The sequence below is a fragment of the Brevundimonas phoenicis genome (genome assembly GCF_047237745.1).
In the GTDB taxonomy this organism is placed as follows: Bacteria; Pseudomonadota; Alphaproteobacteria; order Caulobacterales; family Caulobacteraceae; genus Brevundimonas.
On the sequence record NZ_JBDFLN010000001.1, the window covers coordinates 1,540,382 to 1,554,131 of the forward strand.

The following is a 13,750-nucleotide window of genomic DNA, read 5'->3' on the forward strand; positions in this document are numbered from 1 at the left end:
CATGGCCGTCGCTCCTGAACTCTGGATCGACGGCCGATCTGCCGGGGTTGAGGATCTGGGCCGCCAGGCCTTGTTCAACTACGGCGCCCTGACCTCTTTCCGCGTAGAGGGGGGCGGGGTGCGCGGGCTGGATCGGCATCTGGATCGCCTCAACCGTGCGGCGCTCGAACTGTTCGGCGAGGCTGTGGCCGCAGATCGCCTGCGCGATCTGATGCGGACGGCGCTGGCCGGGCGGGATGAGGCCTGGCTGCGCATCAGCCTGTTTTCAAATGAGCTTTCCCTGCGCCAACCGGACTGGGTCGGCGCGCCGCAGGTGATGATCAGCGTTTCGGCCCCGCCGTCGCCCTTGCCGCACGGGGTCCGCCTGCAGAGCCAGGTCTATGCCCGCGAGGCGCCGCATCTGAAGCACGTCGCCACGATGGGCCTGTTGCGGGCGCGGCGCATGGCGCGGCTGGCGGGATTCGACGACGCCCTGTTCACCGACGCCGAGGGCCGGATTTCCGAGGGCTCGCTGTGGAATGTCGGCTTCATCGAGGGCGAGACGGTGGTCTGGCCTGAGGCGCCCATGCTGGACGGCGTGGCGCAGGCCCTGATCCGCGAGGCGCTGGACCGCGCCGGATCGCCGCAGCGGATCGAGGTCGTGCGCCTGTCGGACCTGCCTCGGTTTGACGGGGCCTTCCTGTGCAACAGCGCCACCCCCGCGGCGGAAATCGCGGCCGTCGACGGCCATGTCTTCACCGGCGCGGCTGATGCGGTGCAGCAGATAGGCGCCCTTTGGCGATCACAGCCGCGTCAGAAAATCTAGGCCGTTCATTTCGCACCTGCTAAACGGACCCAAACGATGGGGAGGCCGCTGGCCATGCGTATCGGACTTTATCCGGGCACCTTCGATCCGGTCACCAACGGTCATCTCGATATCATCGGGCGGGCGGTCAAGCTGGTGGACCGGCTGGTCATCGGCGTCGCTCAGAACGACGACAAGGGCCCGCTGTTCTCGACCGCCGAGCGGGTCGAGATGCTCAAGGCCGAGGTGGCGCGCTTCAACGCTGACATTGAGGTGCGGCCGTTTTTCAGCCTGCTGATGCATTTCGCCGAGGAACTGGAGGCCAGCGTCATCATACGCGGCCTGCGCGCCGTCGCCGATTTCGAGTATGAGTTCCAGATGACGGCGATGAATCAGCGCCTCAACAGCGACATAGAGACGGTGTTCCTGATGGCCGATCCGCGGCATCAGGCCATCGCCTCGCGACTGGTGAAGGAAATCGCCCGGCTGGACGGCCGGATCGACAGCTTCGTCAGCCCCGCAGTCGCCGCGAGCGTGTTGGCCAAGGTCAAGAAGGGTTGAGGTCGGGTTTGAAGATCAAGTCTGTGATGGCGCTGGCGGCGACCGCTGCCCTGTTGGCCGGTGGTGCGGCCGCTCAATCGAACGACTGGCGTACCGTGGCGCCTGAGAATTTGTGGGTGATCGACACGGCCAAGGGGCGTGTGCTGGTGGAGTTGGAGCCGCGCGCGGCACCGAACCACATCGAGCGTATCCGCACCCTGACCAATCAGGGCTTCTATGACGGACTGAAATTCCACCGCGTTATTCCCGACTTCATGGCCCAGACCGGCGACCCCCAGGGCACCGGCGCGGGCGGCAGCGAACTGCCTGACTTGAAGGGCGAGTTCACCTTCCGGCGCGGCCGCGACAGCGGCTTCGCTCCGGTCGAGAACAGCGGACCGGGCCTGCGCGGGATCATGGGCTCCATTCCGGTGGTGACGCAGCCCGACGCCCAGATGTTCGTCACGGCGGACTTCAAGACATCGGCCCAAGGGTTGTTCTGCCCTGGCGTTGCGGGCATGGCGCGCGCCGGCTCGCCTGACAGCGCCAACAGCCAGTTCTTCCTGATGATGGGCCAGAACGACAATCTGAACGGCGGCTACACGGTCTTTGGCCGGGTGGTGCAGGGGATGGACGTGGTGCGCGCGCTCAAGGCTGGCAACGAAGCGCAGGACGGCGCCGTGGGGCCGGACGCCGATGTCATGACGCGGGCGCGGCTGGCCTCGGCCATGCCGGAAGCCGAGCGGCCGACGATTCGCGTGGCTGTGCCCGGATCTGCGCCGTTCAACGCCGCCGTCGAGGCGACACGAGCCGAAAAGGGCGCATCCTTCAATATCTGCGACGTCCAGCCGCCCGTTCAGGGGGGGTGATCGACGTCTTTCGACACGCCGGGGAGGGCGGAGGAATGAGGCAAGGACTTCTGGCGACGCAGGCCGCCTTGATCTTGGCGTCGGCGCTGGCCGCATGGCCCGTCATGGCGCAGGAATCGGCTCCGGTCGCCCCGGCGGTCGCGGCTGCCGATTGGCGTGTTGTTCCAGCGGACAACCTTCTGGTGATCGACACCAGCAAGGGTCGTATCCTGGTCGAGATGGCGCCGGAGGTTGCTCCGGGACATGTCGCGCGCATCCGCATGCTGGCCAAGGCGGGTTTCTATGACGGCGTGCCGTGGCATCGTGTCATTGACGGCTTCATGGCTCAGACCGGCGACCCGCTGGGCACGGGCGAGGGGCAGAGCTGGCATCCCGACCTGAAGGCCGAGTTCACCTTCCGCCGCGACGCGCAGACGCCCTTCACCGCTGTCGCCGCGCCGGCGGGAGCCCAGGTCGGCTTCCTGCACTCCCTGCCGGTCCAGACTCAGCCTGACGCCGTCATGGCGACCACCGCGGATCGCAAGGTTCACGCCTGGGGCCTTTACTGCCCCGGTGTCGCAGGCATGGCGCGGGATGACGCTCCGGACAGCGCCAACAGTCAGTTCTTCCTGATGCGCCATCCCTACCCGGCGCTGGAAAAACGCTACACCGTCTGGGGTTCCGTGGTGTCAGGACTGGACGTCGTGCGCGCCCTGAAGTTCAGCCCCAATCCGGACGGCATTGTCAGCGAGCCTGACCGCATGACGCGCGTGCGCGTGGCGGGCGATCTGCCGGTCGCCGAACGGCCGACGGTGCGCGTCCTGAACACGACCTCGGCTGCTTTCCGCACCCTGGCGGACGGCGTGCGGGCGGCGCGTGGCGCGGACTTCTCGGCTTGCGATATCGCCTTGCCGGTCGAGGTGGACGCGCCAGGCGCCTAGGCCGTAACTGCGGCCCCGCCGTTGCGGCGGCGGCGGCGTTTCCGGCGGGGTTTCTGCTGGCGGTCCTCGCGCATTCTCTGCAGCAGAAGACCTTCGCGCAGGCCCCGGTCGGCGACGCGGACGCGCTCGCACGGCCAGGCGCGCTGGACGGCCTCGAGAATGGCTGCGCCGGCCAGGACCAGGTCGGCCCGATCCGGCCCGATGCAGCTTTCCGCCGCCCGACCTGCTGGACCCAGGGCGATCAGGCGGTCGGCCGCGCGCTCGCAATCGACCCGCGTCATCCACAGCCCGTCGACCAGATCGCGCTGATAGCGCCGCAAGCCCAGGTGGATGCCCGCCAGGCTGGTGATGGCGCCCGAGGTGCCGACCATGTGGCCGCGGCTGGTGCGGAACAGTTCGGCCAGGGCCGGGGCGTCCGGCGCCCCGGCGGCGATGGCGGCGCCGAAGTCGGCGACCATGGCTTCGTACCATTCCGGCGGGCTGCCCTCGGGTTCCGGGTGGCGTTCGGCCAGGGTGACGACGCCCAGCGGCGCCGACATCCAGGCTACGGTGTCGAAACCGGACGCGCCCTTGGTCAGCCAGGACAGTTCGGTCGAACCGCCGCCCACATCGATCACCAGCACGGCCTCGGCGCGCGGGTCGAACAGGTTGAGACAGCCGGAAACCGACAGGGCCGCTTCCTCGGACGGGTCGATGATCCGCAACCGCAGGCCCGTGCCGCGACGCACCCGCTCGACGAAGGCGGGGCCGTTCTCGGCCATGCGGCAGGCCTGGGTGGCGACGGCGGTCAGGCGCTGTGGATCCACGCCCTTGCGGGCCAGTCGTTCGGCACACAGGGCCAGGGCGTCATAGGCCCGGTCCATCGCACGGTCGTCCAGACGGCCCGTGCGCGACAGGCTTTCCCCCAGACGCACGATGCGGCTGAAGGAATCCACCACGCGAAAGCCGTCACGCGCCGGACGCGCGATCAGCAGGCGGCAATTGTTGGTCCCCAGGTCGAGCGCGCCATAGAGAGGCGCATCTCGATCGACGCTCCCGCCGTTGCGGGAAGATCGAAGCAGGGACCGCGAGTCGCGCCGTCCGGGCGCGCCAGGGGTCTCCGGCATGGGCCGAGCTTTCATGTGGGCGGTCCGAAGTGGCGCCCGTCCCGCATAAGTTAGACCGCGACTCCCTGACGCGCCAGTCGTCATTGTCGGTGGTGACGAATGAGCGACCTCGCGTCAGCGTTGCAACAGTCATGCGTGACGACAATGAAAGAGCGCGCTAATCTGCCCTGAAAGGCCATCAGAGCCGTGAGGAGCGTTCCATGTCCGACTTCGAGCACGTTTTCGAGCAGCCGCCGGAAGGCGCCGCCGCCGACTGGACCATCCCTCAGAACTGGTCGGCCTATACCGAGGTCGAGCATCAGACTTGGAACACCCTGTACGAGCGGCAGATGAAGATCCTGCCCGGTCGCGCCAGCGAGGCCTTCCTGCGCGGGCTGGATGCGCTGGACCTGAACGCGGGCGGCATTCCCGACTTCGAGATCATCAACCCCAAGCTTCAGGCCCTGACCGGCTGGACCGTGGTCTGCGTGCCGGGACTGGTGCCGGACGAGGTCTTCTTCGATCACCTGGCCAACCGCCGCTTCGTCTCGGGCCAGTTCATCCGCAAGCCGGATCAATTGGACTACCTGCAGGAGCCGGACATCTTCCACGACGTGTTCGGCCATGTGCCGATGCTGACCGACCCCGACTTCGCCGCCTATATGGAGGCCTACGGCAAGGGCGGGCAGCGGGCGGCGTCGCTGGGGATGCTGCCGAATCTGGCGCGCCTGTACTGGTACACGGTAGAGTTCGGTCTGATGCAGGAAGCGGGCGAGCTTCGCATCTATGGCGCGGGCATCGTGTCGTCGGCGACCGAGAGCGTCTTCAGCCTGGAAGACCCCTCGCCGAACCGCCTGGGCTTCGATCTGGAGCGGGTGATGAAGACCCTGTACCGCATCGACGACTTCCAGCAGGTCTATTTCGTCATCGACAGCATCGAGGCGCTGAAGACGGTGACCTTGCAGGACTTCGGCCCCGTCTATGAGCGGCTGAAGGGCGCCGAGGCGTTGCCGATCGAGGCTGTCCTGCCGACGGATGATGTCTTCACGCGCGGCACCCAAGCCTATGCGGCCAAGGGTGGACGCTTCGCGGCATAGGCGGCGCGCATCTTCTCCCTCCCCTTTATGGGGAGGGTGGTCGCGCAGCGACCGGGTGGGGAGGCTGAGGTGATCCAAGAGCGGCGATCAGCTTGCTTCGACGCCCCCACCCGGCCTCGCCTAACGGCTCAGCCACCCTCCCCATGAAGGGGAGGGAGAAAAATTGAGTCCAATTCGTCTGAATCGTCTGAATCTCTCCTCTGCGGTGGCGCGGGGGAGGGATGATGACATGTGTCTGGGCGATGGGGTGAAAGTGCAGGTCTGCGCGCGCCGACGCCGGGAGTTTCCTGCGTTTGGACGGTGAGGATGCGCTGACGCTCCCTTCTTTCCGTCACCCTCGGGCTTGTCCCGAGGGCCCAGGTTCCGTTCACGCTCCCGAGCACGTAGTCTAATCGCCGCGCCTAACAGCTAACCGTAGCGGGTGAGGCCCCGATGGGCCCTCGGGACAAGCCCGAGGGTGACGGTATGGGGGAAGGGCCTCAGACCCTGAACCGCTCCCACGGGCCAGTGACGGCCAGGGTCATGCCGGGGGAATACAGGTTCACGAACATGGTCTGGCCGTTCGGGGCCCAGCAGACGCCGGCGAACTCGGTGTTCGACTCATCGGCGTCGTGGCGCATGGCGTTGCGGGCGATGGCGTAGACGCGGCCGTCGGGGGTGACGCCCTTCACATGCTGGGTGCCGACCTGCTTGTCCTCGCAGCCGATGACGTGGCCGTTCGGGGCGATGGCGATGTTGTCGACATAGTCCAGCACGGCGCGGTCGCCCGCCTCGACGAACAACTCCAGCATGCCGGGCTGGCTCGCCTCGTCCGACTGGCCCTCGCGCGGGCTGGGGACGTAGCGCATGATCTGGCCGTGGCGGCCGACGCCGCCCGAGGTGCAGGTGAAATAGAGGTGGTCGCCCGCCCAATGGACGCCTTCGCCGCGCGCGAACAGGGCCGCGCCCGAGGCGTGGCCGCGCAGGGACAGGTCGCCGTCGGGGCTTTCGACGTGATCCAGATCGACCCAGCGCACGGCCAGGCGTTGTCCCTGACGCCACAGGACGCCGTTCCAGTTGCGAGTGTCGCCGCGCGCCTGATCGACCAGGGCCAGGGCCTGAAGGCGCCCGCCGGCCTGCAGGCGGCGCGGGTCAGTCGGCAGGTAGCGGTAGAAGAGGCTCTCGCTCGTGTCCTCGGTCATGTAGACGACGCCGGTGCGCGGATCGATGCAGGCGGCCTCGTGCTTGAAACGGCCCATGGCGCGGATCGGCGTGGGATCGACCAGGCCGGTGGCGCGCGACGGCACCTCGAACACCCAGCCGTGATCCTGGGGCAGGCCGTCCTTGGTCCCGGCCACGATCTCTTCGCAGCTGAGCCACGAGCCCCAGGGGGTGACGCCCCCGGCGCAGTTGACCGCCGTGCCGCCCAGGCTGAGGTGCTGGCGCTCGGTGCGGCCGGTCCTGAGGTTGTAGACGACGGTGGTCGTACCGCCGCCCAGCGGAGCGACCGCGCCGGTCTCATCGGGATAGACGCCATAGACGCGGGCGCGGTCGAGGTCGCCGACCAGTCGGTGATTGGCGCCCCAGGCGCTGGCGTTGAACTCCAGCGGATTGACCTCGTGGTTGCGGACCAGGATCACCCGGTCCTCGTCCAGCCCGAAGCAGCCCATGCCGTCGAACTTGTCGGGGGTCAGCAGGCCGTCGGCCATGGTCTCGCCCGCCTGGGACACCACGCGGTAGGAGAAGCCCTCGGGCAGGTCCAGCAGGCCGTAGGGGTCGGCCTTCATCGGGCCGTAGCCGAACACCTCGTTGCGCGAGGGGCCGTCGACGAAGCCGCCCGGCTCGGCGGCCATGGCCTGGGCGCGTTTGGCGTAGCCCGACAGGGCGAGGGCGGCGGCGGAGGCCATGAAGGCGCGGCGTGAAGCGATCATGCGCCGTGCTTACGAGCGGCGCATTACGGTCCGATGACGGCGGCTTGACCGCAGCGTGACGCGGACTGCGGCCGATGGTCCTGCCTGACGGTCAGACCCGCTGGAACGGATAGAAGCCGCCGCTGAGGTTCAGGATCTGCGTCAGCTCGTCAAGCGCGCCGCGCGTCTCGTCCAGCAGGGAGGGATCGGCCAGGTCGTGCGCCGTCAGGCTGTCGCGATACCAGCGGCGGCCCCAGTCCGACAGGCGGGCGTGAAGGGCGTCGGTCAGGCGCATGGCGGGGTTGGTCGCCGCCAGCTCGGCCTCGGTCAGGACGACCCTGAGACGGAGACAGGCCGGGCCGCCGCCGTTGCGCATCGACTGGCGCACGTCGACGTATTCGACATGGCCGATCGGGCCGTTGGAGGCGGCGAGCCCCTGCGCGACCGCATGGCTGCGCGGGTTGTCGCGCGTCTCGGTCGGGCAGATCAGGGTCAAGCGGTCCTGGCCCGGAACCCGGATCAGCATGGAGTTGAACAGATAGGAGCTGATGGCGTCGGCCAGCGGCAGGTCGGCGGCCGAGACCTCGACGAACTGCGGCTCGAAGCCGTCGGCGACGGCGCGGATGGCGGCCTTGGTCGCGTCCGTGTCTTCAAACGCCAGCTCATGGAAGAAGAGGGTGTCCAGGGCGCCGACGCAGACCACGTCGTTGTGGAAGGCGCCACCCGTGATGGCGGCCTTGCCCTGACGCGCCAGGACGGCGCCGGACGCTTCGTGGCGGCGCATGATCGCCTCGGACGCCTCGCGCGTCTGGCGGGCGGGGTAGGGGCCATCCCAATGCTCCCAGGCCTCGCGGCCCCAGACCATCAGATTGACGCCCGTCTCGCCGTGATCGCGGCACAGGCGGACGTGGTTGGCCGCCCCCTCGTCCGCCAGGTGGGCGACCGAGGGCAGGGCGTCGTGGACGGCGAACCTGGCCGTGTCGGGGAAGAGAGCGTCCAGCGCGCGCTTGGTCTGATCGTGCTCCAGGCTGCGGTGCAGGTTGGTGATCAGATTGGCGGGGGTGAAGTGGACGCGGCCGTCACGTGCGTCGGCGCTGGGCGTCACCGTGGCGGCGTTGGCGGCCCACATGGGCGAGGCCGAACAGGCGGCGGCGGCGAAGGAGGGCGCGTCCTTCCATCCGCGCTCCAGCACCTGGGCGTCGGAGCCCGAGAAGCCGAGGTCGCGCAGGAAGGGGATATTCGGCCGCTCATGCGGAGGCAGGACGAACTGGGGCAGGCCCAGGTCGGCCAGGGTCTTCATCTTGTCGAGGCCTTGCAGCACGGCCGCGCGCGGGTTCGACGCCTCGCCCTTGTTCAGGCTGGACGCCAGATTGCCCGGCGACAGCCCGGCGTAGGAGTGGGTCGGCCCGATCAGGCCGTCGGCGTTGGCCTCGACAGCAGAAGTCATGCGCGCAGGCCCTTGATCTCGCTTTCGATGTTCTTGACCGAACCGGCCTCGAAGCTGGCGACCGGATAGGCGCAGTAGTCGGCGGCGTAGTAGGCGCTGGGGCGGTGGTTGCCGCTGGCGCCCAGGCCGCCGAAGGGCATGTCGCCCGCCGCGCCCGTGGTCGGGCGGTTGAAGTTCACCACGCCCGCGCGGATGCGGTTGATGAAGCGGTCCCAGTTCTTCGCATCGTCGCTGACCAGGCCGGCCGACAGGCCGTATTTGGTGGCGTTGGCGGCGGCGATGGCGGCGTCGAAGGTCGGGACGCGCAGCACCTGCAGGAAGGGGGCGAACATCTCTTCGTCCTCGACCGCGACGCCGGTGACGTCGATGATCGCAGGCTTTACGAAGGCGCCCGGCAGGTTGTCGACGGGGCCGGAGGCGCGGATCACGCGCGCGCCCGCGTCGATGCGCTGTTGCAGGGCGGCCAGCGCATTGCTGGCGGCCTTCTCCGAGATCAGCGGCCCGGCGTAGGGTTCGGGGTCGCTGTCCCACGGGGCGAAGTTCAGGCGGTCCGACATGGCGGCCACGGCCTCGATGATGGCGTCGCCCTGGGCGCCTTCCGGCACGATCAGGCGGCGCGCGCACGAGCAGCGCTGACCCGTGGTGACGAAGGCGGATTGGACCACAATGCCCGCGACGGCCTCGGCGTCGGCGGCGTCCCAGACGACCAGGGGGTTGTTGCCGCCCAGTTCTAGCGCCAAGATGACGTGGGGATCGTCGGCGAACTTGCGACGGAAGTGCGCCCCGGCCGCGCCCGAGCCGGTGAACATCAGGGCGTCGATGGGCTGATCCAGCAGGGCCGCGCCGGTGTCGCGCCCGCCCTGAACCATGTTGAACACGCCCTTGGGCAGGTCCGCGGCTTCCAGGCATTCGGCCATCAGCTGGCCGGTCAGGGGCGTCTCCTCGGAGGGCTTGAACACGACCGTGTCGCCCGCCAGCAGGGCCGGGACGATGTGGCCGTTGGGCAGGTGGCCGGGGAAGTTGAACGGGCCGAGCACCGCCGAGACGCCGTGCGGGCGGTGGCGCAGGGTCGCGCGGCCGAAGGCGGTGTCGCTGCTGCGCTCGCCGGTACGCTCGTCATAGGCGCGGATCGAGATGTCGACCTTGCCCGCCATCGAGGCCAGTTCGGTCTTGGTCTCCCATAGGGCCTTGCCCGTTTCGCGGCTGATGGCCTCGGCCATTTCGGGGGCGCGCTCTTTCAGCACGGCCTGATAGCGTTTCACCGCGTCGATGCGGTCCTGACGTGGGCGGTCGGCCCAGTCGGGGAAGGCGGCGCGGGCGGCCTCGACGGCGGCGCCGACCTGTTCGACGGAGGCGGCTTCGCCTTCCCAGACGGTTTCGCCGGTAGCGGGGTTGGTGGAGGTGAAACGGGTCATGGCGGGTACTCGGTTCAGGATTTCACGCGGACGACAGCGCCGTCCTTGATCTTGAGGGCGGCCGCGACGTCGGGGGTCATGCGGACCATGTCGCCGTCCACCAGGACGCGGGCGCGGACGGCGCGGAAGGCGGAGACGCTGTCGGTCGAGACGAGGCTGGGCAGTTCGACCTCGACCTCCTTCTCGATGCGGGCCGTCAGGACGCGGGCGTCGCGGACGGTGCGGATGTTGTCACGGCCGCAGGCCACGGTCGGACCGGCGTCGAAGATGTCGACCAGGCCGTTGGGGCGGAAGCCTTCGGATTCCAGCAGGGCCATGGCGGGCACGCCCTGGGGGTGGACCTTGCCGATCACGGCGCGGGCCGGTTCGGGCAGCAGGTCGATGTAGATGGGGTGACGCGGCGCCAGGTCGAGGATGAACTGCTTGTCGGTCGAGCCGCTCATGCGGTCGGCGTCGTCGAAGTCCATCGGGAAGAACTTGTGCGCCACATGGTCCCAGAAGGGGCAGTAGCCGTCGGGCGTGAAGACGCCGCGCAGTTCGGCCAGGACGTTGTCGGCGAACAGGTCCGGCTGGGCCCCGATCAGCATGTAGCGCGACTGGCTGAGCAGGCGTCCGGCGCCGCCCTTGCGACGATCGGCCTTGAGGAAGAGCGAGCCGACCTCAGTCCAGCCTGTGCACTCGTTCACCAGCACCAGGGTCTGATGGTTCAGCTTGATGCCCAGAGAGGGCGACTGGACCGTGTTGTTGACCACGCGGAAGCTGAAGAAGGGCCGCTTCAGCCCCACGGTCGCCTTGACCGAGCCGACGCCGTCAATGTCGCCCGTGTCGCCGTCTTCCAGCATCAGGGTGTACCAGGCTTCCTGCGGCGGGATGCGGCCCTCGAAGCTGGCCTGGCTCAGTTCCAGGCGCTCGCTGAGGACGTCGGCGTCCTCGGGCAGGCTGGTGAAGCCGGGGCCGGACAGGATGGCCAGTTCGAGCAGGTGGTGAAGGTCGGCGGGGCCGGCGGGGCGAACAACGAGCACTAAATTCCTCCGTCACTCTCGGGCTTGTCCCGAGAGCCTATCGTTGGGCCGGACGCGAGGGTCGGCGTGAAGTTTCTTGAGCGGATCAGCAGCGATGGGCCGGCCTGTTGAACGATGGGCCCTTGGGACAAGCCCGAGGGTGACGATGAGGGCGTTATGCTCACATGGTCTCCAGTCGGAGCTGTTTCAGTTTGAGGGCGTCGATCTCGCCCGAGGCGATCTTGCATAGGATCAGGGCGGACAGCTGGGCCCGTTCGACGAAGCTGGCGGGCCAGGCGAACTCCTGGTCCGAATGGATCTCGCCGCCGACGACGCCGAGGGTGTCGACATTGGGCAGGCCTGAGGCGTGCAGGTTGTTGCCCTCGCAGACGCCGCCGGAGGGCTTCCAGGCGATGGTCTGGCCCAGCAGGTCGCCGGCGTCGCGCACGGCGTGGAACAGGGCGGTCTGGCTGGCGTCCATCGGCTTGGGCGCGCGGGTCATGCCGCCGTGCAGGTCCAGCGTCAGGCCGGGGAAGGGCGGCTCGGCGGCGAGAGCGCGCACCGTCTCGTCGATCCATGCGGCGCTTTGAGCGTCCGGCACGCGGACGTTGAAGCGGACCACGGCGTTGTCGGCCACGACGTTCAGGGGGCCGCCGCCGGCGATCTTGGCGACATTGACGGTGACGCCCTCGCGCTGGCCGTTCAGGCCGTGCAGGCGGGCGGCGATGATGGCGGCGCCCGCGACGGCGTTGGCGCCTTCGTGGAAGGCGCGGCCCGCATGGGCGGCCTTACCCGTGACGATCAGGTGGAAGTTGCCGCTGCCCTTGCGCTCGCCCGCGAGCGTCCCATCGGACAGGGCGGGTTCATAGGTCAGGCCGACGTGGCCGCGCGCGCCCAGTTCCGCCAGCAGGGGCGCCGAGGCGGGCGAGCCGATCTCCTCATCGGGGGACAGCAGCACGGTCCAGCCGACGCGGGCCCTGTCAGGATGCGTTTCGAAGGCTTCCAACGCGGCCAGCATGACGCTGATGCCGCCCTTCATGTCGGCGATGCCGGGGCCGTTCAGGGCGCCGTCGTCGCGCGTGACGACGGTCTGGAAGGCGCTGTCGGCGGGGAAGACGGTGTCGTAGTGGCCGGTCAGCACGACCTGAAGCGGGGCTTCGGGCCGGGCGACGATCTTCAGGCAGTCAGCGTAGCTTTCGGCGATCACCGCGCCGCTGTCGGCGACGGTGGTGGAGCCTTGGGTCGGCACGCGCACGATCGTCGCCTTGGCGAAGGCGGCGCGCGCCGTGGCGTCCAGAACATCGAGAACCCGCGCCAGGCCTTCGGCATGGCGGCTGCCTGAGTTGATGTTGGACCAGTCGACGGCGCGCTGAACAATGGCGTCGCCACGGGCCGCGACGTGATCGAGCACGGCCTGATCTTGAGGTTCGATCCGCATGGCGGCGACCCTAGACGGGCGGAGGTCAAAGGTGAAGGCGGGGCGATATCTCTCTCACGCACTTGGGATTTCGGCCTTGAGCAGGATAGTTTCGTCGCCTCAGTCAGGGAGTCGCGCATGAACCGTCGGATCGCACCGCCCCAACCCTTCGCCCCGGTCGATTCGACCGAGACGGCGACGGCGCTGGCGCGGGGCAGCGCCTGGGCCTTCTGGATCTGGGCGGGCGTGGGCCTGATGCAGGCCGGACTGGTCTGGTTCCTGAGCGCGCCCGAACAGGCGGAGTTCCGCGGGGCGACGACGGGCTTCGCGGTGGTCTTTTCAGGCGTGGCCGCCGTGCTGGGCCTGGTGCAGTGGCGCCGTCCCAACCGCATCCTGCCGGTCTTCGGCCTGGCCTGGGCGCTGTATGAACTGAGCGCGATGTCGGTCAGCCTGATGGTCGGAGCGTCGCCGGCCGCGCCGGGGCTGCCCGGCTGGAGCGTCGGCGTGGCGGGGGCCGGCATGGTGCTGTGCCTGCTGCTGCATATCGGCGGCCTGCGCGGGGCGGCGAAACTGGCGCACGGCGGCTTCAAGGCCTAGGTGAGGACGCAGACAGGAGCCTGACCATGACCGTCACCCTTTACCACAACCCGAAATGCTCGACTTCGCGCAAGGCGCTGGAGCTGCTGCGCGAGCGGGGAAATCAACCGACGGTGGTTGAGTATCTTAAGACCGGCTGGGACGCCGAGACCCTGAACCGTCTGGCGCGCGAGACGGGCGGCGGGCTGAAGGGCCTGCTGCGCAAGAAGGAGGCGAAAGCCGCCGAACTTCTGGCCGCCGACGCCGACGACGCGACGGTTCTGGCCGCCATGATCGAGAGCCCGGTCCTGGTCGAGCGCCCGATCGTCGAGACGCCCAAGGGCGCGGCGATCGGGCGGCCGGTCGAGGCGGTGCTGGAAGTTCTTTAGGGGCTCTTGGTTTTCTGAGCTTCAGGTTCCTGCGCTCGAATATGGGCTTCAACGGCCTCTGCCGCCTCTGCGGGGACTTCGACGCGGGCTTCAACAGATTGTTGGACGCCTGCGATCTTGCCCGTCTCAACAGGCGTCGTCACCTTTGCACTGACTTCATGACGGGGCTCGGAGCAGGCCGATATGAGCACCAGAGTCGTTAAGGCTGCTGCACGGTTCATCTTCGTCTCCGTTTGATAAACGTGACTCTTTCAAGCGAACGTTGGTCCGTCGAGTGAAGATTTCTTCATTCGACGGGTAAATTGACGCCTCCGCGCTTCG

14 protein-coding genes are annotated in these 13,750 nt (G+C 68.5%); 7 read left to right on the forward strand and 7 right to left on the reverse strand.

Translation table 11 applies throughout. The annotated features are described in order from the left end of the window. The first annotated feature begins 1 nt into the window (after nucleotide 1). From ABC419_RS07630 to ABC419_RS07645, 4 genes are read left to right on the forward strand one after another with little or no spacing between them, the layout of a single operon-like run. Nucleotides 2–805 (forward strand): aminotransferase class IV, encoded by an 804-nt coding sequence (locus tag ABC419_RS07630; RefSeq protein WP_412877844.1) that lies wholly within the window; start codon nucleotides 2–4, stop codon nucleotides 803–805. Between the two features lie 54 nt (nucleotides 806–859). Then, complete coding sequence (coaD, locus tag ABC419_RS07635; protein ID WP_412877843.1) at nucleotides 860–1,345, forward strand: pantetheine-phosphate adenylyltransferase; 486 nt, start codon at nucleotides 860–862, stop codon at nucleotides 1,343–1,345. Nucleotides 1,346–1,371: 26 nt separating this feature from the next. Beyond that, nucleotides 1,372–2,193 carry a peptidylprolyl isomerase gene (locus ABC419_RS07640; protein WP_200168806.1) on the forward strand — a complete coding sequence of 274 codons (822 nt, stop codon included), beginning with the start codon at nucleotides 1,372–1,374 and terminating at the stop codon, nucleotides 2,191–2,193. 35 nt (nucleotides 2,194–2,228) lie between these two features. Continuing rightward, nucleotides 2,229–3,113, forward strand: coding sequence for a peptidylprolyl isomerase (locus tag ABC419_RS07645; protein ID WP_412877842.1), 885 nt, complete (start codon nucleotides 2,229–2,231; stop codon nucleotides 3,111–3,113). Here ABC419_RS07645 and ABC419_RS07650 read toward each other — a convergent pair. Then, on the reverse strand, nucleotides 3,110–4,219 hold the full coding sequence (locus ABC419_RS07650; RefSeq protein ID WP_412877841.1) for a Ppx/GppA phosphatase family protein: 1,110 nt from the start codon (nucleotides 4,217–4,219) through the stop codon (nucleotides 3,110–3,112). The two genes, ABC419_RS07645 and ABC419_RS07650, sit on opposite strands and share 4 nt — an antisense overlap. 200 nt (nucleotides 4,220–4,419) lie before the next feature. Between ABC419_RS07650 and phhA the strand changes: the two genes are divergently transcribed. Then, entirely contained in the window at nucleotides 4,420–5,295 is an 876-nt protein-coding gene (gene phhA, locus ABC419_RS07655) for a phenylalanine 4-monooxygenase (RefSeq protein WP_200168804.1), read from the forward strand. Between the two features lie 479 nt (nucleotides 5,296–5,774). Here the strand turns inward: phhA and ABC419_RS07660 are convergent, their stop codons facing one another. From ABC419_RS07660 to ABC419_RS07680, 5 genes are all read right to left on the reverse strand, one after another. Continuing rightward, nucleotides 5,775–7,205 (reverse strand): alkaline phosphatase PhoX, encoded by a 1,431-nt coding sequence (locus tag ABC419_RS07660; RefSeq protein ID WP_412877840.1) that lies wholly within the window; start codon nucleotides 7,203–7,205, stop codon nucleotides 5,775–5,777. A gap of 91 nt (nucleotides 7,206–7,296) precedes the next feature. Continuing rightward, nucleotides 7,297–8,631, reverse strand: coding sequence for an N-succinylarginine dihydrolase (astB, locus tag ABC419_RS07665; protein ID WP_412877839.1), 1,335 nt, complete (start codon nucleotides 8,629–8,631; stop codon nucleotides 7,297–7,299). Then, on the reverse strand, nucleotides 8,628–10,046 hold the full coding sequence (astD, locus tag ABC419_RS07670) for a succinylglutamate-semialdehyde dehydrogenase (protein ID WP_412877838.1): 1,419 nt from the start codon (nucleotides 10,044–10,046) through the stop codon (nucleotides 8,628–8,630). Before astD ends, astB begins: the two co-directional genes overlap by 4 nt. Nucleotides 10,047–10,060: 14 nt before the next feature. After that, nucleotides 10,061–11,068, reverse strand: a complete 1,008-nt coding sequence (locus tag ABC419_RS07675) for an arginine N-succinyltransferase (protein ID WP_292056555.1) — start codon at nucleotides 11,066–11,068, stop codon at nucleotides 10,061–10,063. A 160-nt stretch (nucleotides 11,069–11,228) separates the two neighbouring features. Then, on the reverse strand, nucleotides 11,229–12,485 hold the full coding sequence (locus ABC419_RS07680) for a hydrolase (protein ID WP_412877837.1): 1,257 nt from the start codon (nucleotides 12,483–12,485) through the stop codon (nucleotides 11,229–11,231). A gap of 117 nt (nucleotides 12,486–12,602) precedes the next feature. Here ABC419_RS07680 and ABC419_RS07685 point away from each other — a divergent pair, with 117 nt between their 5' ends. Then, nucleotides 12,603–13,061, forward strand: coding sequence for a hypothetical protein (locus ABC419_RS07685; RefSeq protein ID WP_412877836.1), 459 nt, complete (start codon nucleotides 12,603–12,605; stop codon nucleotides 13,059–13,061). Nucleotides 13,062–13,087: 26 nt separating this feature from the next. Further along, on the forward strand, nucleotides 13,088–13,429 hold the full coding sequence (locus ABC419_RS07690) for an ArsC/Spx/MgsR family protein (RefSeq protein WP_412877835.1): 342 nt from the start codon (nucleotides 13,088–13,090) through the stop codon (nucleotides 13,427–13,429). Here the strand turns inward: ABC419_RS07690 and ABC419_RS07695 are convergent. Then, nucleotides 13,426–13,650: a hypothetical protein gene (locus tag ABC419_RS07695; RefSeq protein WP_412877834.1), complete on the reverse strand. Its 225-nt coding sequence runs from the start codon at nucleotides 13,648–13,650 to the stop codon at nucleotides 13,426–13,428. The genes ABC419_RS07690 and ABC419_RS07695 overlap by 4 nt on opposite strands. Between the last annotated feature and the right edge of the window lie 100 nt (nucleotides 13,651–13,750).